Source organism: Janibacter sp. HTCC2649 (assembly GCF_000152705.1).
In the GTDB taxonomy this organism is placed as follows: Bacteria; Actinomycetota; Actinomycetes; order Actinomycetales; family Dermatophilaceae; genus Knoellia.
The window spans coordinates 739,193-758,150 of the sequence record NZ_CH672413.1; the positions used below are offsets into that span (position 1 = coordinate 739,193).

Annotated in this window: 16 protein-coding genes; 8 read left to right on the top strand and 8 right to left on the bottom strand. The window is 67.7% G+C overall.

Translation table 11 applies throughout. From position 1 onward, the window contains the following. Positions 1–10: 10 nt before the first annotated feature. The 6 genes from JNB_RS03545 to JNB_RS03570 all read left to right on the top strand — a co-directional run bounded on the left by JNB_RS03545 (position 11) and on the right by JNB_RS03570 (position 6,576). Positions 11–829 (top strand): sensor histidine kinase KdpD, encoded by an 819-nt coding sequence (locus JNB_RS03545; RefSeq protein ID WP_009775037.1) that lies wholly within the window; start codon positions 11–13, stop codon positions 827–829. Next, positions 826–1,551 (top strand): response regulator transcription factor, encoded by a 726-nt coding sequence (locus JNB_RS03550; RefSeq protein ID WP_009775038.1) that lies wholly within the window; start codon positions 826–828, stop codon positions 1,549–1,551. Before JNB_RS03545 ends, JNB_RS03550 begins: the two co-directional genes overlap by 4 nt. 108 nt (positions 1,552–1,659) lie before the next feature. Continuing rightward, a complete protein-coding gene (locus tag JNB_RS03555) occupies positions 1,660–2,751 on the top strand; it encodes an ABC transporter substrate-binding protein (RefSeq protein ID WP_009775039.1) in 1,092 nt (363 codons plus the stop codon). Positions 2,752–2,765: 14 nt separating this feature from the next. Further along, positions 2,766–4,508, top strand: coding sequence for an iron ABC transporter permease (locus JNB_RS03560; RefSeq protein WP_009775040.1), 1,743 nt, complete (start codon positions 2,766–2,768; stop codon positions 4,506–4,508). Positions 4,509–4,528: 20 nt separating this feature from the next. Beyond that, positions 4,529–5,683 (top strand): ABC transporter ATP-binding protein, encoded by a 1,155-nt coding sequence (locus JNB_RS03565; protein WP_050766570.1) that lies wholly within the window; start codon positions 4,529–4,531, stop codon positions 5,681–5,683. Beyond that, entirely contained in the window at positions 5,680–6,576 is an 897-nt protein-coding gene (locus tag JNB_RS03570; RefSeq protein WP_009775042.1) for an inositol monophosphatase family protein, read from the top strand. The genes JNB_RS03565 and JNB_RS03570 overlap by 4 nt, the downstream gene beginning before the upstream one ends. Here the strand turns inward: JNB_RS03570 and JNB_RS03575 are convergent. From JNB_RS03575 to rpsA, 4 genes are all read right to left on the bottom strand, one after another. Beyond that, positions 6,494–6,979 carry a PPOX class F420-dependent oxidoreductase gene (locus JNB_RS03575; RefSeq protein ID WP_040884174.1) on the bottom strand — a complete coding sequence of 162 codons (486 nt, stop codon included), beginning with the start codon at positions 6,977–6,979 and terminating at the stop codon, positions 6,494–6,496. The two genes, JNB_RS03570 and JNB_RS03575, sit on opposite strands and share 83 nt — an antisense overlap. Positions 6,980–7,002: 23 nt before the next feature. After that, positions 7,003–7,926: a hypothetical protein gene (locus JNB_RS03580; RefSeq protein ID WP_009775044.1), complete on the bottom strand. Its 924-nt coding sequence runs from the start codon at positions 7,924–7,926 to the stop codon at positions 7,003–7,005. Continuing rightward, positions 7,923–8,435 (bottom strand): SigE family RNA polymerase sigma factor, encoded by a 513-nt coding sequence (locus JNB_RS03585; protein ID WP_237700605.1) that lies wholly within the window; start codon positions 8,433–8,435, stop codon positions 7,923–7,925. The genes JNB_RS03580 and JNB_RS03585 overlap by 4 nt, the downstream gene beginning before the upstream one ends. 186 nt (positions 8,436–8,621) lie before the next feature. Next, a complete protein-coding gene (gene rpsA / locus JNB_RS03590) occupies positions 8,622–10,130 on the bottom strand; it encodes a 30S ribosomal protein S1 (RefSeq protein WP_009775046.1) in 1,509 nt (502 codons plus the stop codon). 145 nt (positions 10,131–10,275) lie between these two features. Between rpsA and JNB_RS03595 the strand changes: the two genes are divergently transcribed. Further along, positions 10,276–11,088, top strand: a complete 813-nt coding sequence (locus JNB_RS03595; protein WP_009775047.1) for a class I SAM-dependent methyltransferase — start codon at positions 10,276–10,278, stop codon at positions 11,086–11,088. Between the two features lie 18 nt (positions 11,089–11,106). On the opposite strand, the gene JNB_RS03600 is transcribed toward JNB_RS03595, so the two are convergent. Both JNB_RS03600 and JNB_RS03605 read right to left on the bottom strand, forming a co-directional pair. After that, positions 11,107–12,051 carry a UDP-glucuronic acid decarboxylase family protein gene (locus JNB_RS03600; RefSeq protein WP_009775048.1) on the bottom strand — a complete coding sequence of 315 codons (945 nt, stop codon included), beginning with the start codon at positions 12,049–12,051 and terminating at the stop codon, positions 11,107–11,109. Position 12,052: 1 nt separating this feature from the next. After that, positions 12,053–13,063 carry a DUF3068 domain-containing protein gene (locus JNB_RS03605; protein ID WP_009775049.1) on the bottom strand — a complete coding sequence of 337 codons (1,011 nt, stop codon included), beginning with the start codon at positions 13,061–13,063 and terminating at the stop codon, positions 12,053–12,055. 118 nt (positions 13,064–13,181) lie between these two features. Between JNB_RS03605 and JNB_RS20855 the strand changes: the two genes are divergently transcribed. After that, positions 13,182–14,375, top strand: a complete 1,194-nt coding sequence (locus JNB_RS20855; RefSeq protein WP_083784364.1) for an acyltransferase — start codon at positions 13,182–13,184, stop codon at positions 14,373–14,375. Here the strand turns inward: JNB_RS20855 and JNB_RS03610 are convergent. Further along, positions 14,283–18,272 carry an alpha-(1->3)-arabinofuranosyltransferase family protein gene (locus JNB_RS03610; protein WP_009775051.1) on the bottom strand — a complete coding sequence of 1,330 codons (3,990 nt, stop codon included), beginning with the start codon at positions 18,270–18,272 and terminating at the stop codon, positions 14,283–14,285. The two genes, JNB_RS20855 and JNB_RS03610, sit on opposite strands and share 93 nt — an antisense overlap. Then, positions 18,269–18,934 carry a class I SAM-dependent methyltransferase gene (locus JNB_RS03615; protein WP_009775052.1) on the bottom strand — a complete coding sequence of 222 codons (666 nt, stop codon included), beginning with the start codon at positions 18,932–18,934 and terminating at the stop codon, positions 18,269–18,271. The genes JNB_RS03610 and JNB_RS03615 overlap by 4 nt, the downstream gene beginning before the upstream one ends. Positions 18,935–18,958 lie beyond the last annotated feature (24 nt).

An 18,958-nucleotide genomic window follows, 5' to 3' on the forward strand; every position in this document is an offset into this window, starting at 1 on the left:
GGTCGCCCCCATGACCTCGGCCCTGGAAGCGGGCCTCCTGGCAATGGGGCTCGTGATCATCGTTCTCGTGTGGTGGATGCGCCGTCTCCGGATCCGGTTGCGCACGAGCACTCGAGAGATCGCCCGGCTGCACGATCTCGCCCTGAGACGGGCCGACCAGGTGTCCGTCCTCAGCCACGAGGTCCGCACACCGCTGGCGCTCATCAAGGGCTCGGCGGACCTCCTCGCCGAGGAGACTCCGGGACCGCTCACCACGACGCAGGCCAAGTTCGTCGACACGATCTCCGGAAGCGCCGAGCACGTCATCGCCCTCGCCGAGGACCTGCTTGCCCACGCCCGCATCGAAGCCGGACTCTTCGAGGTGCACCTGCGCCAGGTCGAGCTGCGGGCCTACCTGCGCACGGTCGTGCGCGAACTGCGTCAGGTGCACCACCACCGCGCCATCGCCCTCGACGCACCGGGTCCTCCCACGCGGGTCTATCTCGATCCGCAACTCATCCACCAGCTGGTGAGCAATCTCGTCGGAAACGCACTGCGGCACGACGACTCCCCCGCGAACGCCGTCGTGGTCCGGGGCCTGACTGCCGATGGCAACGTCATCATCGCCATCAGTGACCAGGGCCGTGGGATGAGCGAGGCCGAACGCTCCCGCCTCTTCGCCCGGTTCTCGAGCAGCGCACCCGTCGGCGAGGGCACGGGCCTCGGCCTCTACATCTCGTCGCACATTGCGGAGCTCCACGGCGGCCGGATCCTCGTGGACACCATCGCCCAACACGGCACGACAATGCTTGTGACCTTCCCGGCGGGAGAGGACAAGGTGGAGACATGACAGAAGCCCCGTGGCGCGCCCTCGTCGTCGAGGACGAGCCCGCGATGCGCGACATCATCACCTTCGCGCTCGAGACCCAGGACTTCACGACCCTGACCGCCGGGTCTGCGGAGGAGGCGTGGACGATCATCAACGAGCAGCAGGTCGATCTCGTCGTCCTCGACGTCATGCTGCCCGGGATGTCCGGCATCGAGCTGTGCAGGCGGGTCACGTCGACCAAGCCGGTGCCGGTCATCCTCCTGACCGCACTGGGCGAGACCTCGCAACGCATCGCCGGCCTCGAGGCCGGGGCCTCCGACTACGTCACCAAGCCCTTCCATCCACGAGAATTGGCTCTGCGGGCGGCCGGGCTGGTACGACGCTCCCCGCTCAGCCGTGGGGCGCTCACGCAAGCAGGCCCGGTCACCCTCGACCTCAGGTCGGCCACGGCCTACGTCACCAGCAAGCGGGTGGACCTGACCTCGCACGAATACCGTTTGCTGGCAGCCCTCGTCACCCATCCCGACGAGGACCTGCCGTTCCGCCAGCTGCTCCTTCTCGGCTGGGGCGACGCCCAACCACTGGGTGGCCGCGAACTCCTCAAGACCGCGGTGTATCGGCTGCGGCTCAAGCTCGAGTCCATCGACCCGGTGGCCAAGGGCTGCATCCAGAGCGTGCGCGGTGTGGGCTATCGCTACGTCCAGCCCCCTGTCGAGACCGATGACTCGGTCACAGGAACGTGACCGACTGACCCTGTTTCGTGACCCGTTCGCGCGCCGGGGCGACCTAGTGTCGGGCCCGCAGCAGGCCGTAAGTGTCACGGTCGGTCATTGACAAAGGAGTCAACCGCCATGCGTCGTACCCGTTCTTCCGCCATCCTCCTCGCGGTTCCCCTTGGGCTCACCACGCTCCTGGCAGCGTGCGCCGTCGAAGAGCCCACCACCTCCACCCCGGGCGCCAGTGGCTCCGGTGGCGGTTCGATCAAGGGCACCGGTGAGGTCGTCGTGGCCTGCACGCCCCAGGAGGAGCAGTGCCAGGCCATGGCCGCCGCCTTCACCAAGGCCTCGGGCATCAAGACCTCGTTCGTCCGGATGAGTTCGGGTGAGGGAGTTGCCCGACTCGATGCCGCCAAGTCCAAGCCCGAGTTCGACGTCCTCTACGGCGGACCGTCCGATGGCCACGTGGCTGCCTTCAACGCGGGACTCATCGAGCCCTACGTCTCCCCCAACGCAGCCGTGATCCCGGACAAGTACAAGGACAAGGACGGCAAGTGGACCGGCACCTATGTCGGCGTCCTCGGCTTCTGCTCCAACAAGGACCAGCTCGCCAAGGCCGGCGTCGCTGCTGCCCCCACGTCGTGGGCGGAGCTGCTCGATCCCAAGCTCAAGAATCAGGTCGCGATGGCGCACCCGTCGACGTCCGGCACGGCATACACGGCTGTGTGGACACAGATGGTCCTCAACGGCATGGACGTCACCAAGACGTTCGGCTACCTCGCCAAGCTGCACAACAACGTCCTCCAGTACTCCAAGAGCGGTTCGGCACCCGGGCAGATGGCCGGGCGCGGCGAGGTCGCCGTCGGCGTGATCTTCAGCCACGACTGCGTGAAGTACCAGAAGGAAGGCTTCGACATGCTCGAGTCGACCTTCCCCAGTGAGGGCACCGGCTACGAGATCGGCGCGGTCTCCGTCGTCAAGGGTGGCCCCAACGCCGAGAACGCGAAGAAGTTCATCGACTGGTCCCTGACCCCGGACCACCAGAACATCGGGCCGACCGTCGGCAGCTTCCAGATCCCGACGAATCCCGACGCCAAGATCACCGATGACATGGTCAAGCTCGACGAGGTCAAGCTCGTCGACTACGACTCCCTCGCCGCCGGTGAGAAGAAGAAGGAACTGACCGCGAAGTTCGACGCCGAGGTCGCGCCCGCTCCCAAGGAGTGACGGCGACCAGACCCATGACCACCACGCTGCTCCCCGCAGCCGCTGACCCGGTCGGGGCGAGCCACCCCTCGCCCCGACCGCGCCGCGGCTCCGGACGCGACCTCACCCTCATCGCGATGGTGACCGTCGTCGTCCTGCTCCTCGCCGTCATCGTCGGGCTCCCCCTCGTGCGGATCCTCACCGTGGCCTTCTCCAGGGAGGGCTGGGAGATCGTCAGCTCGATGCTGACGAACCCAGTCAACCGGCGCATCCTCTGGAACACCGTCCAGCTCGGCGTCATCGTCGCGGTGCTCGGGACCGGGGTCGGCTTCGTCATGGCCTACGCCCAAGTGCGTCTCAAGTTCCGCGGCAAGAAGCTGCTCCACCTCATCTCGCTCATGCCCATCGTGTCGCCGCCGTTTGCGGTGGCCACAGCAGCCATCACACTCTTCGGGCGCAACGGGATCATCAGCAACGGGGTCTTCGGGCTCGACATCAACATCTACGGGCTCAAGGGCCTGGTCTTCGTCCTCACCCTGTCGTTCTTCCCCGTGTCCTACATGAACCTCAAGGGGATGCTCGAGAGCCTCGACCCGAGCCTGGACGAGGCCGCGGCCAACCTGGGTGCCAACAAGCTCAAGATCTTCACCTCCGTCACTTTGCCGATGCTCATCCCGGGGATCGCCGGATCGTTCCTGCTCCTCTTCGTCGAGTCGATCGCCGACCTCGCCAATCCCCTTGTCCTGGGCGGCGACTACACGGTCCTGGCGTCGCGGGCCTACCTCGCTGTGACGGGCGAGTACAACGTTGCCGGCGGAGCGGCATACTCGCTCGTCCTGCTTCTCCCTGCGCTGAGCGTCTTCCTGCTCCAGCGCTACTGGGTGAGTCGCAAGAACGTCGTCAGCGTGACGGGCAAGCCGGCTGGCAGCCCCGAGCTCATCACCGCTCCCGCGCTGCGCATCCCGATTCTCATCGTGGCTGTCTTCGTTGCGAGCCTCGTCGTCCTGATGTACGCCACGGTGATCTTCGGTGGGTTCGTCAAGATCTTCGGCGTGAACAACGACTTCACCCTCGCGCACTACCGGTTCGTCCTCGCCGGGATCGGCTCGGACGCGATGTTCACGACCACCCTGCTCGCGCTCATCGCCACCCCGATCGCCGGGCTGCTGGGCATGCTCATCGCGTGGCTCGTCGTCCGCAAGCTCAAGCGGACGTCCGGGCTCATGGACTTCATCGGCATGCTCGGACTGTCGGTGCCGGGCACGGTCATCGGCATCGGCTACGCGATCGCGTTCAACACGCCAACGATCTTCGGTGGGCGGCAGTGGTTCCCGGCGGTCGCCGGTGGCTCGGCCATCCTCGGTGGGTCGATGGCGATCGTCATGGTCTTTGTCGCACGTTCGCTCCCGTCGGGTCAACGGGCCGGCATCGCCGCCCTGCAACAGATCAACCCGGCCATCGACGAGGCGGCGACAAGCCTCGGCGCGGACAGCCTCACCACCTTCCGGACGGTGACCCTCCCCCTCATCCGCCCGGCGCTGCTCTCGGGCCTGACCTACGCCTTTGCGCGGTCGATGACGACCCTGTCACCGATCGTCTTCATCACCACGCCGCAGACCAAGATCATGACCAGCCAGATCCTGGCCGAGGTCGACGCCGGTCGCTTCGGCAACGCCTTCGCCTACTGCGCCATCCTCATCGTCATCGTGCTGAGCTTCATCGGACTGCTCAACCTCGCGATGCTCCTCCCCTCCATCCGCGGCATCCAACGCCGATGACTGCCACCTCGGAGAATGCCATGACGCAACAGATCGACGAGACCATCGAGTCCGCGCGCGACAGCCTCGCCACGGCCACCCCGGGCCGCGTGTCCCTGCGTTCCCTGCGCAAGGTCTACGGCGACGACAAGAAGGCCGCCCCAGCGGTGCAGGACGTCGACCTCGACATCGAGCCGGGCGAGTTCATCACGCTCCTCGGTCCCTCCGGCTGCGGCAAGACGACGACCTTGCGGATGATCGCCGGATTCGAGACGCCGACCGCCGGCGAGATCCATCTCGACGATGACCTCATCAACAAGGTCGCCCCCAACAAGCGGCCCATGGCGATGGTCTTCCAGTCCTACGCGCTCTTCCCCCACCTCAGTGTCTTCGACAACGTGGCCTACGGGCTCAAGCTCAAGAAGCTGCCGTCGGCCCGGGTCGCCGAGGAGGTCGAGACCGCACTGACCTCGATGAACCTCGGGCCCTACCGGGACCGTGCACCGCACCAGATGTCCGGTGGGCAGCAGCAGCGCGTCGCGCTCGCACGCGCCCTCGTGATGCGCCCCAAGGTGCTCCTCTTCGACGAGCCGCTGTCCAACCTCGACGCCAAGCTCCGCGTGCAGATGCGCGGCGAGATCCGTCGACTGCAGCGACGGCTGGGCATCACGACGGTCTTCGTCACCCACGACCAGGACGAGGCCATGACGATGTCCGACCGGATCGTGGTCATGAATGTCGGCGTCATCGAACAGGTCGACACGCCCCAGGAGATCTACCGACACCCCGCCTCGGTTTTCGTCGCGGACTTCATCGGGCGCGCCAACTTCCTCGACGTGGACGTCCACGGGGTGACCGACTCCGACGCCGACGTGAGCGTGCTCGGTCAGCGGTGGACCGTCCCCAAGCACGCCGCCGTGGGTGTCGACGGCTCGGTCACCCTCATGGTGCGTCCTGAGTCGGTGCGGCTCACCGCCACCGAGGGCCGCGCGGTTGGCGGGTCTGTCGGTCGCGTCCTCTCGTCGATGTTCTATGGCCAGTCGATCGAGTACGACATCGAGACCGAAGCAGGCAACCTCGTTGTCTCCGTGGCCGATCCGCACGCCCACGAGACGTTCTCCCCCGGCGACTTCCTCGATGTCGGTTTCGAGGCAGGCCGTGCCTGGCTCATGCCGGTCGACGGCGACGCCCCGTGACGGACGCCGGGACCAGCACCGACGAGTCCCGCCACCTCCGGTGCGTGGCGGAGGAGGTCGCGGCCCAGAGCGCCGACCACCTGATGCGCGCCTTCCGCCGCCCCATGTCGGTCGAGCACAAGGGCGGACCGTACGACCTCGTCACCGAGCATGACCTTGCGTCCGAAGCCATCATCCGGGAGGGGGTCACCCGTGCCGTCCCCGACAGCGTCGTCCTCGGAGAAGAGGGCGGACTGTCGGGGACGGGACGGGTGACGTGGCACGTCGACCCTATCGACGGCACGGTGAACTTCAGCCACGGGCTGGCGTTCTGGTGCATCTCCATCGCCGCCGTGGTCGACGATGTCGTCGTGGCCGGCGTCATCGCGGCACCCGCTCTCGGTGAGGTGTATGCCGCCGACCTCACCGGGGTGACCGTCAACGGTGTCCCCGCCGGCCCCAGGCGCGTTGAGCGCGAGATCGACAGCCTCGTCATCTCGACCTTCCCGCGCGACCTCGACCTCGAGTCCAACGGTGATGACGCCCTCACGGCGAGTGGACGGATCATCAGGTCCTACGGTGCATCACGCACCCTCGGCAGTGGCGCGCTGGGTCTGGCTCACGTCGCCACGGGTCGCGCCGACGCCACCTTCGACCTCCACACGAACTCCTGGGACGTCGCTGCCGGAGCGTTCATGGTGCGCCTCGGTGGCGGCCGCTACCTGGGGTGTGAGAACGGCGTCGTCGACGAGGAGCCCCGCACGTCCTACCGCCGTCCGGCCTACTGGGCGACGGCCGCCCACCTCGAGCACCCGACCCTGCGCAGCGTCGTCACCGATCTGACGGCGGGTCGTCAGTTGCCAGCCGAGCAGGGAACCCACCAGTGGCGACAGGCCCCCAGCGCGTCGGCGTGATCCTCAGCAACGACTTGTCCTGCGCGCGCATGGCCTCGCGGTGCTCGTCCCAGTCCGGGTGCTCCCCCGAGATGCACCGGAAATAGTCCACGAGCGCGTCGGCTGCCTCCGGCATGTCGATGACTTCGCAGTCACCGTCGACCTGGACCCAGGCGCCGTCGAAGTCGTCCGACAACACGAGGACGCTGACCCGCGGCTCGCGACGGGCGTTGCTCGTCTTGGCCCGTTCCGGGTAGGTCGAGATGACGATGCGGCCCTGCTCATCGACGCCGCCCGTGACGGGTGAGGCCTGCGGACTGCCGTCCCGACGCACGGTCATGAGCACCATGTGGTGCCGGGGCCGGACGAAGTCCAGCAGCCCGTCGAGGTCGGTCGTCGTCTTCGTCGCGATGGTGCGTGCCATGCCGACCACTGTGGCATGCCCGGTCAGCAGCCCGCCTTGGTGTAGCGGCACAACTGCGGCACGACGTGCTCGATGGCCGGCCGCGACCTGTCAATCAGGTACGGGTCGATGGTGTCCTTCAGCTCGGAGCGGGTTGAGAAGTTGGCGAAGGTCACGGCTCGTCCCACCCTGACGAACAGGTCGACACCCGTGGCGAGAAACTTCGGCTCCTCGTAGTTGAGATCCCGGTTCGACTGGGCGACGGCGAGCCCAGATGCCCACGGACCTGAGAGGGGTTGAACCAGCGTCTTGGTCTGCCCTGACGACTCGTCAGGGCACGACAGGGCAGCGGCCCGCACGCTGTCCATGTAGGCGACGGCATCGCCCGCGGAGGGGAAGATCACGATGCCTTCGGACCGGTTGGCTCCGGCGATGTGGGTGTCCCAGATGACCCTCAGCTCCTCGTATCCCTGAGGCTCGGGAATGACGGCGGCCTCGCCCACGCACAATCCGCCCTCGAAGGTCGACTTCACCCATTGAGCGTTGCCCTGATGGAGCAGGGTCACCGGCTTGAGCGTGACGGATCGTGGCGGGGTGTACGACGGCGACGGCGTGGAGCTGGCTCTGGTGGTCGACGTGGACGGCGTGTTCGTCGGCGAGGGAGTTGCCGTCGGCGTCGCCGTCGGTGACTTCGTGCTCGTCACGGTCGGCGTGATCTCGGGTTGGGTCGGCGTGGGCGTCGGTGTGGCGGGCAGGGCCGTCTCGCGTCCCAGCTGGTCGCTGATCACGAACGCCCCTCCGCCGATGACAGCGACGGCAGCCGCAGCCGCGATCCCCGCGACCCACTGCTGGCGACGGCGCCGGAAGCGCCCCTGGTGGACGACCTGCTCGGCAAACCCCGGCCGTGCCGTTGCGGGCTGCACGCTCCTGAGCCGGGCGCGGAGCTCGTCCTCGCTGATCGGGCTCATGACAACCTTCCTTCTCCCACGCGCTGCGTTCCGAGGCGGGCAATCGCTCGGGAGCACGTGGATTTCACTGTTCCGACGGAGATGTCGAGTTCTTCGGCGACCTGGCGTTCGCTGAGGTCGAGGTAGTAGCGCAGGACGACGATCGTGCGTTCGCGATCGGAGAGCCCTGCGAGCTCGTGGACGATCGAGTCCCGGTGGTCGACGGTGGCGTACCCCCGCGAGGCCGCTGCACTCACATGGTCGTCACCGATGTCACCGACAACCGGCTCGAGGTGGCGTCGGCGCCACCTGTCCGTGTTGAGGTTGACGAGGATCCTGCGGGTGTACGAGTACGCGCCCTCGGGTCGCACCTTCCCCCAGTGCAGGTACGTCCGGATGAACGCCTCCTGGAGCAGGTCCTCGGCCGTGGCCCGGTTGCCCGTGAGCAGCACCGCGACCCGCGACAGCCGTGGCTGCGCCCCCTCGACGAACGCCGTGAACTCGACGTCCGCCCTCTCCGATGTCTTCACATCGCCCCCCATCGTGTGGTCCCCGTTGTCCCCTGTCACCCATCCCTACGAGTCAGCGACTCGATGGGTTGAGTGTCTCCGACAGGTGCTTCACAAGCCCGGGGACAGGCCGAAGGCCCGGCTCCCCGCAAGGGGAAACGGGCCTTCGGTGGTGCGTCACGGCATACGCAAGGTATGCCGGTCGGCTCAGTTTCCGGTGAGCTTCTCGCGCAGTGCAGCGAGGGCCTCGTCGGAGGCGAGGGTGCCCTCGTTGGCCGGCGGGGCGGCCGGACGCGAGTCCGAACCCTCGTCGTCCGAGTCGGACGCTGCAGAGGACGAGTCGCTGCTGTAGGACGTGGCGGAGTCGCCACCAGCTGCGGCCTCGGCGTCGGCCTTGGCGGCCTCCTCGACCTGGGTGCGGTGCGACTCCCAGCGCGCGTGCGCCTCGGCGTACTGCTTCTCCCAGACCTCACGCTGCTTCTCGTAGCCCTCGAGCCACTCGTTGGTCTCGGAGTCGAAGCCCTCGGGGTACTTGTAGGCACCCTGCTCGTCGTACTCGGCAGCCATGCCGTAGAGGGTGGGGTCGAACTCGGTGAGTCCGGCGCCGTCCTCGTTGGCCTGCTTGAGCGAGAGCGAGATGCGACGACGCTCGAGGTCGATGTCGATGACCTTGACGAAGATGTCGGCACCGACGGTGACGACCTGCTCCGGCAGCTCCACGTGGCGCTCGGCCAGCTCGGAGATGTGGACGAGGCCTTCGATGCCGTCCTCGACGCGCACGAACGAGCCGAACGGGACGAGCTTGGTGACCTTACCGGGCACGACCTGACCGATGGCGTGCGTGCGAGCGAAGTGCTGCCACGGGTCCTCCTGCGTCGCCTTCAGCGACAGGGAGACACGCTCACGGTCCATGTCGACGTCGAGCACCTCGACGGTGACCTCGTCGCCAACCTCGACGACCTCGGACGGGTGGTCGATGTGCTTCCAGGACAGCTCCGAGACGTGGACGAGACCGTCGACGCCGCCGAGGTCCACGAACGCACCGAAGTTGACGATGGAGGACACGACGCCCGAACGGACCTGGCCCTTCTGGAGCTCCTTGAGGAAGGTCGTACGGACCTCGCTCTGGGTCTGCTCGAGCCACGCACGACGCGACAGGACCACGTTGTTGCGGTTCTTGTCGAGCTCGATGATCTTGGCCTCGATCTCCTTGCCGACGTACGGCTGGAGGTCGCGGACACGACGCATCTCGACGAGGGAGGCGGGGAGGAAGCCGCGCAGGCCGATGTCGAGGATGAGTCCACCCTTGACGACCTCGATGACGGTGCCGGTGACGACGCCGTCCTCTTCCTTGACCTTCTCGATGGTGCCCCAGGCACGCTCGTACTGAGCGCGCTTCTTGGACAGGATGAGGCGGCCTTCCTTGTCCTCCTTCTGGAGAACGAGGGCTTCGACCTCGTCGCCGACCTTGACGACCTCGTTGGGGTCAATGTCGTGCTTGATCGACAACTCACGCGAGGGGATGACACCCTCGGTCTTGTAGCCGATGTCGAGCAGAACCTCGTCGCGGTCAACCTTGACGATGATGCCTTCGACGATGTCGCCGTCGTTGAAGTGCTTGATCGTCGCGTCAATGGCGGCGAGAAGGTCTTCCTCAGAGCCGATGTCGTTGATGGCGATCTGAGGGGCGGTCGTTTCGACCGTGCTGGCAGTCATGTAGTAGGAACTCCGATGTGGACAGATGGATGTGGGTTGGTACTGGTGCCGTTCGACGCGCTCTCGAGCCCTTGCGGGCATGCAAGAACACACACGAATGCTCGCTCACCTTACCGAGGTTGTCTGTGAGCGGTCAAAGCGGGGTATGCCGGTGAGCGACGACGTCGCACGGCGCACCGCTGACACGGGCGAGACCCATTCCGCGAACCGGGCCTGGTGGGACGGCGAGGCGGCCGAGTACTACGCCGAACACGGCTCGTTCCTCGGCGACGACGAGTTCGTCTGGGGTCCCGAGGGGTGGACCGAGGAGATGCTCGATCTGCTCCGCGCGACATCGGGCCAGCGCATCCTCGAGATCGGTGCCGGTGCGGGTCAGTGCGCCCGGTGGTTGATGCGCCACCACGAGGTCGAGGTCGTCGCCAGCGACCTTTCCGCAGGAATGCTCCGCGTGGGACTCGAGGTGAGCGCACGGACCGGAGTCGCTCCCCCGCTCCTGCAGTGCGACGGACTTGCGTTGCCCTTCGGTGACGCATCCTTCGACACGGTCTTCACGGCATACGGTGTCGTGCCGTTCGTCGCCGACAGCGCGGCGGTGATGGCCGAGGTGGCTCGCGTGCTGCGACCCGGCGGACGCTTCGTCTTCTCGACGACCCACCCGATCCGGTGGGCCTTCGCCGACGATCCGACCGAGGCCGGGCTCACGGCTCGGCTCAGCTATTTCGACCGGACGCCGTATGTCGAGTCCGACGGCTCGGGTCGGGCGACCTACGTCGAGCACCATCGCACGATGGGCGACCGCATTCGCGAGATCGTCGCGGGTGGGCTCATCGTCGAGGACGTCGTCGAACCCGAGTGGCCAGAGGACAACACGGCGACCTGGGGCGGATGGTCACCCACCCGCGGGGCGGTCATCCCCGGGACAGCAATCTTCGTCTGTCGCAGACCGTCGAAGGCCTGAGGCTCGACGGCCCGGGCCTCAGGGAGCCGACCAGGGGTGCACTTCGCGGAACCAGGCGATCGTGCGGGCCAGTCCCTCGTCCATGTCGACCTTGGGCTCCCACTTGAGGATCTCGCGGGCGAGCGTCGTGTCGGGCTGGCGCACCGTGGGGTCGTCCACCGGACGATCGATGAGCACGATCTCGGAGGAGGACTCCGTGAGCGAGATGACCTTGCGGGCCAGGTCGAGCATGGAGATCTCGTGCGGGTTGCCGATGTTGATCGGGCCCTGGTGCTCACCGTCGGCCATGCGCAGGATGGCCTCGACGAGGTCGTCGACGTAGCAGATCGACCGCGTCTGGGACCCATCACCTGCGACCGTGACCGGCTCGCCAGCCAGCGACTGACGGATGAAGTTGGGGATCGCTCGACCGTCGTTGGGCCGCATCCGCGGACCGAAGGTGTTGAAGATGCGCACGATGCCGGTGTCGACCTGGTGCGTGTTGCGGTACGCCAGAGTCAGCGCCTCGGCGTATCGCTTGGCCTCGTCGTAGACCCCACGAGGTCCGACCGGGTTGACGTGTCCCCAGTAGGTCTCGGGCTGGGGGTGGACCTTGGGATCTCCGTAGACCTCAGAGGTTGAGGCCAGGATGATCCGGGCGCCCTTGTCCCGGGCCAGCCCCAGAGCGTGGAGGGTCCCGATCGAACCCACCTTGAGCGTCTCGATGGGCAGCTTGAGGTAGTCGATCGGGGACGCCGGGCTGGCGAAGTGGAGCACCAGATCGACCTTCCCGCCCACGTGGACGAAGTCGGTCACGTCGGAGCGGATCAGCTGGAAGCCCGGCTCCTCCATGAGGTGCGCAACGTTCGCCGGGGTGCCCGTGAGGAAGTTGTCGAGGCAGACGACCTCGTCACCGCGGCGGATGAGCGTCTCGCACAGGTGCGAGCCAAGAAAGCCGGCGCCGCCGGTGACGACGACGCGCACGTCAGGATTTGCGCAGGTCGGTGCGGCGGCGCGTGGTGTCCTCTGGAGCGTTGTCACCGAAGACGTCGTCGAGTGAGTTGGCCCCGCCGGCGTTGTCACCGTCGCCACCACGGCCACCCACGACGGCCGGCTGGCCCTGGGCGGTGGCGCGACGGGCGGAGTTCCAGAGGAAGAAGCCCACGACGCCGGACAGGAGACCGAGCAGACCGGCGATCAGCGGGAGCTTGCCGATGAGGCCGAGCTGGGAATCTGCTTCCTTGGACGACTTCACGTTGGCCGCGACAGTCTCGGGGGTGAAGCCGAAGTCGAGGTCGAGGACCGTGGTGCCGTTGTCGAGCTTGCGAATCTGCTTCTCGGTCTGCTTCTGGATCGCGCCGGTGCGCTGGTCGATGTACATCGTCTTGAGCGACGAGTAGGTGCCCTGGATGCCCGACGAGATCTCGGCAGGTTCGTCGGCAACGTCGATGACGAACTTGTAGGTGTTCCAGCCGTCGACCTTCTCCTCACCGTCGAACTTCGCGTCCACCGCGCGGCCGAGGATGCCGTCCCAGAAGGGGTACGTCTTCTTCTCGACGTCGAAGGGGAACTTGTTGACCAGGCCCTCGTGGGGCTGCGCGTCGCCGATGTACTTCTTGTCGTTGACCGCGACCCCGGTCTTGCGGTCGGTCGCGAAGCGGTCCGTCGTCGCGGAGACGAGGCGCTTGTCGGGGTCGGTGTCGTCGACGCAGTCGGGCGCGTCACCGTTGGGGTCCGTGATGAGGCAGGTGAAGGTGTCGAAGACGACGACCTTGCCATCCGACTTCGTGCCGTCGGCCACCGTGTGGCTCAGGGCCTTGACCGGTGCGCCGCCACCCGTGGGGAGCGCCGCAGCCTGGCCGGTGAGACGAGTGTTGGAGTCGGTGTCCAGGGGGGTCTTCTTGACCGCGCCGGGAATGTAGAGCAGGGCCAGCAGGGCTGTCGTGACCAAGAAGCCGGCAAGCCCCATCAGGACCAAACCGATGATTCTGCGCATCTGCGGGACACCTTTGTCTCAGGGAAGCATGGAGCGTGACTGCGGTGACCCTACCAGTCGGTATTGCCGATGTCCGGCGCCTCGCGGACGTGATCCGGATCTCGCCTAGCATGCGGGCATGAGCGCGCGCGAGGTCACGGCTTCCCCCCGGGGTGCCGTGACCTTGATCCCGGCGCTCGACGGGCTCCGTGCCGTGGCCGCCGTCCTCGTGGTCATGACCCACGCGGCCTACCTCACCGGCTTTGGTGTGGGCGGCGGTCTCGTGGGCAGGTTGTGGGCCAGGGGCGACTTCGGAGTCGCGATCTTCTTCGCCCTGTCGGGCTTCCTGCTGCACCGCGGACTGGTCTCGGACGACTCGAGCGGACGCCTCGACATCGGCGGCTATGCGCTGCGCCGTGCGGCCCGCATCCTCCCGGCCTACTGGCTCACTCTGCTGGCTGTGACACTCGTGGCGCGGCCGCCACTTCACGATGTCGCGATCCACGCCGCCGGCCTCCAGATCTACTTCGCGGATGCCTGGATCCCCGCGTTCGGCCAGTCGTGGAGCATCTCGACGGAGCTGGCGTTCTATGCCGCACTGCCTCTCGCGGTCCTTGCTCTGAGGCCGTTGAGGCGGCGTGGCGCAGCACTTCCTCTCGTCGTCCTCTCCATCCTGATCGTCCTGCTCACCCTGACGTCCGGCATCGGGGGCGGCGCCGAGTTCGGCGAGGACGTCCTGTACGAGCGCTGGCTCTACGCACGCGCTCCGCATTTCCTGGTGGGGATGGTCTGCGCCGAGGCTCTCCTGCTGCCGATGCATCCGATCGCGCGTCGGCTGTCGGCGTGGGGGTCGCAGGTGCCCACCTGTCTGGCGGTCGCCGCCTCGGCCTATCTGCTCGCGACCACGCCGATCAATGGCTCGCTCACCCTCGAGCCAGCAACACCTGCTCAGCTCGTCGTACGCAACGCGCTGTCCGCGATCGTTGCGCTCGCACTTCTCGTCCCGCTCACGCATGGTGGACCCTCGGCCTACCGGGCAGCGCTGTCCCAGCCACTCGTGCGTTGGCTGGGCGTGACCAGCTACGGAGTGTTCCTGTGGCACCTTCCGGTGTTCGAAGCCCTGTATGCCGCGACCGGAGTCAAGGTCTTCCAGGGCGGTCTGCTGCCTCTCCTGGCCATCGGTGTGCCGGTCACCGTGTTGCTGGCGGCCATGAGCCACCACTGGGTGGAGGTCCCGGCGTCACGCCTTGCGGGACGCGTGCTGTCCCGCCGTCGCCGCCGCGAGCGCGAAGGCCGCGAGCACGAGCAGCCTGACGGTTCCCTCCACCGCTGACGTCCCGACCGCTCCCGGAGCCAGCCAGGTCTGAATGGCCGCTGCCACGAGGCCGAACCCGAAGACCGCGGCGGGTGCCGTCACCTCAGACCTCGGCAACCATCGGGCGGCGGCGACAGCAACGAGGCCGACGAGCAGGCCGACCGGCCCAGCCAACAGCCCCGCTCCGAGGATGACGCCCAAGGCGGCGATCCGGGGGCGCCCAGCCAGCGAGGGCGTGGCCGCCAGCGAGAGCGTGCGTCTGCGGCGATCGGGCCAGACGGCCGCGACGACCAACATCGCGGCCAGGAGTGCGCCGAACAGGAGTCCCCATCGGTACGAGCCATCGGGGCCGAACTCGATCGTGAGCGCCCCAGACAGGCCAGCCGGAACGACGAACCCCTGCCGGTGGCCGTCCACCACCTGGGGTGTGAGGACGTGTCCGTCGACCCGTGCCTCCCAGCCCGGGTTGGGGTTCTCGGCCATGACCAGGAGCCGTTGGGTGCCGCTCCCGATCTGGGCGTGCAACGCCGTCGGGCTGTCCCGAACGAGCGGCACCGCCGTGGGGGTGGCCGCCGTGGGAGCCGTCTGTGGCCGGATCACCGCCGTGCGGGGCGCCAAGTCGTGCCAGGTGTCGAGAACGACCCGGTGGGTCTCGGCATCGGTGAGTGTGAAGGTGCCGCAGGCCTGCCAGCTGAACTCACCGAGCCCGAAGAGGGCACTGCGGGGGCCTCTGGCCGAGGTCGGTACGGCACGGCCGTCCACGGTGAGGGTTGGGCCGGAGCCGCACTCCCCCGCGAGCTCTTGGCCGGGAGGCGCGAAGTCGCGCCCGGCGATCACGAGGTTCTCGAGCTCAAGGGCTCCGAGGCCCGGACGCCCATTGCCGGGTACGTGGATGAAGGTGAGCGTGATGCGGCGCCCGGTGGTCGGCGGGATGGTGACGACACCATTGGGTTGGAGGCGGCGTGTCACGGCGGTCCCGTCCACGCCAACGATGACGGCCGGAGACTCCTTGAGCGCCCAGTCCCGGCGCGTGTCGAGCCTCAGGATCGTCACGGTCGTGGGTTGGTCGAGATCCAGGGTGATCGACGGGGACTCGTCGCTGGACGACGGGCTCCACGCGGTGTGTGGGTCCGAGTCGATGACGCCCACCGGGAGTCCGACGGGGGCGTATCCACGCAGGCTGCTGGCCGTGACTCTCACGCCCGGGACGGTCATGAGTTCGCTCGGTGGCTTGAGCGGGTTGACCGCCAGGGTTCCGTGGGCGATGCGAGTACCACTCGTCAGTCCCCTGACGTCGCGAACCATCTGCCCCGTGGACTCCGGATCAACGAGTTCGCCGGTGAAGCACACCGGCTCTGAGGCCAGCGACGCGCACCCGTCCCTGCCCGTGAGTCCTGCCGAGAGCACGGCGGTGTCAGCCTTCGCCCCCACCGGCACCGGGGTGGTGACAACCTCGCGCGGGGTGATCCCCGGAAGGCCGACCTCTGCCAGGCCGGTGACGACCCGCGACGGCGGTCCGCCCGTGGTGTCGTGGATCGCAATCCGAACGGAGGTCGTGGGGCCGACCGGCAGGGTCACCGTGGTCACCGCACCGGTGCCCGGAAGGTGCACCTCGGTCGAACCGTGATCCGTGGTCACCAGGATCTCGGTGGCCACCCCCAGGCCCTCGCCGAAGCGCACCCGGTCGGCCAGGGGCTGCAGCGTGATCGAACCGAGGTCGACTGCCGACTCGAGGTCGATGGTGAGCTCCGGGTCCTCGGACCACTGCGCGGCCCAGGCCGTGCGCTCGTCACCGTCGAGGGCCGCGAAGGGTCGATGGGCCGGCTGCAGACCGGCGAAGCCGAAGTCCTGGGCGATGGACGCCGTCGCGCGCACGGAGCGGACACCCTCGGTCGTGATCACCGACCGCCGATCGACCTCCGGCCACGGAAGGTAGTCCGGCGCGTCAGCGGCCTGTGCAGCGTCCAGAGCGTTGGTCAGGTCCTGGCCACGAGGGGCTCCGAACCATCGAGTCCGCGCGCGGAACCCGTCGGTGACGACCTCCTGTGTCGGAGCAATCACCTTGTCGTTCCGGTCGCCGTCGAAGATGACGGGACGGCCACCCACTCCGGACCCGGCCAGTCGCGCAAGGTCCTCGGGTGCACCGCTGGCACCCACCACGTCCGCGCTGTCCCAGAGGGCCAGCTCGGGCGCGACCTCGCCCACGAGGCTGTAGACCTCGACCGGGTGCACGCGCTCACCGGTGGAGTCGACCACTGTCGATCCGAAGCCTCGGGTGAAGGTCACGTCAGAGGTGTTGCGCACCGATGACCGGGCGAGGGCCACGGGGGGCTGTCCACCTTCCTGCGCAGAGAGGTCGTTGCGCACCACGAGGTAGCGCACACCTGCCGAGCGAAGCATCTGCGTCGCTCCACCCAGCGACCGTCCGGTCTGAAGGCGCCGTTCCACCTCGTCAAGGAGGCGAATCGTTCCGGCAGGCGTGAGCGGGACCGCATCTCTGACGGCATACGGGGCAGTCGACAGGCTGCGCAGCGGTTCGTCGATGGTGCGACCCCAGGTGTACTCACCGAAGTTCGCTGCGGGCACGATCAGGGCCCTGCCCCGGCCCTCGGTCTCGAGCCAGCTGCCGAGGTCCTTCCACTGCGATGCCATCTCGGTGAAGGTGCCCCTCGTGGCGATCGCCCCGCTGAAGGCGGGCGCGGCCGCACCGATGATGATGGCGGTCGCTGCGGTCAGTGCCGCTCCCCTCAACCAGTGCCGGCGCGGGCGCCAGGCCATGGCTCGCGTGAGGAGCTGGGCCAGACCGATCGCCAGCGCGAGCCGCACGAGGAGATCCGCCTTGTGAATGTTGCGCAGGGCCACGAGCGGTCCGTCGAGCGCGGCCTGGGCCTGGTCCACCAGGGGCGAGTCGAAAGGCCCCTCGTGAGGGAGGCTCAGGGCGACGACGCCGCAGAGCAGCATCACGAAGAGAAAGCGTCGGTGCGGCGACGGGCGCAGGGTCAACCCTGCGAGCCCCGCAGCCATCACGGCCGTGGTCAACATGATGCTCGTCCGGGAGGTCACGAGCTCATGGCCTGCTGGCCACCACACGCCACCGGACGTGACGAGGTGCCCGAGCCAGTGAGTGGTTCCCCGAAGGACGTCAAGGAGCGTGATCTGCGAGGACACCGCGTTCGCGTTCTCGATCCAGTTCAGGAACGGCGGCGAGTAGCGACCCATGGTGACCAGAGGGACGACCCACCAGCTCGTCGCGGCCGCGACGGCCACCCCCCACACCCACGTGACGGGCTGACGCCACCACCTCGGGCGGGTCAAAAGCCACAGGGCCGCCGGCAGGATGGCGAACGCGGTCGCGGTGGCGTTCACTCCCCCACAGCAGAGGATCGCGAGGCCGCTGAGGGCCGCTCCCCCACGAGGTCCCAGTCGTCCTCGGTCGACGAGGACGAGTGGCAGGAGAACAGCAGGTGCGAGCAACTGAGGCTGTGCCTCGGACGACAGGCCACCGATGGTGCTGACGACACGTGGGGCCAGGACGTACGCGAGCGCCACCAGGACCCGCACGCCCGAACTCTTGACGTCGAGAGCCCGCAGGAGGGCGAGCATGGCGACGAACCCTGCCGTGAGGAGGGTGGTCCACCACAGACGCTGGACGATCCACATCGGCAGGAACTCGGACCCCAACCCGAAGAAGGGGCCCATGGGGAAGAGGTAGCCGAAGGCCTGGTTCTGCAGTCCCCCCCAGGTGACCTGGGGATCCCAGAGGTGCAGCGCCCGCCCGAGGAAGTGCCACGGGTCCACATACAGGTCGTTCTTGGTGTCCTCGGCGATTCGCCCCGGAGTGACCGACCACGCCACCGTCCACACGACGAGCAGGCCCGCCCAGGCAAGGCCGCTGACGCGCGGACCTCTTCTCACGTGCGACGCAGAACCATCATCAGGTTCCACGTGAGGACCTCTCGCAGGCCCGGCACGCTGAGCACGCCATCTGCCCAGTCAGGGTGGTAGCGGGGGGCCGCTTCGATGAGCCAGGCATCGGACTGTCTCCGGGCCCAACGCAGCCCGCCGGACACGGTCGTGGCATGCATCGACTCTCCGAAGACGTTCTTCGGGGGGTGCCCGTGTTTGCGCTCGTAGCGCTTGGCCGCGTAGTTGCCACCGAGCCAGTGCCACGGCGAGGTCTCGTGCCCTCCCCACGGCGAGGCCCATGCCGTGTAGGAGATGAAGACCAGTCCGCCCGGTCGAACGACGCGGAGCATCTCCTCGCCGACGACTCCGGGTTCGAGGACGTGCTCCATGAGGTTGTTGGCCATCACGATGTCCACGCTGCCGTCAGCCACAGGGATCTGCTCGCCTCGACCCACGACCCCGACAGCGGCGGAGCCGACCGGGAAGGACTCGCGCTCCAGGTCCACGGCCACATAGTTGGCGCCGCGAGCCGTGAACTCCCGGCCGAACTGCTCCGAACCGGCACCGATGTCCAGCACCAGGCGGCCGTCAAGGGGCTCGTGCCGAGTGATGAGAGTGATCGTGTCCTGCGCCAGGTCCGTGTAGAAGCGTTCCGGATCCGACTGCTCCACGAGGAAAGAGCGGAAGAGGTCGGC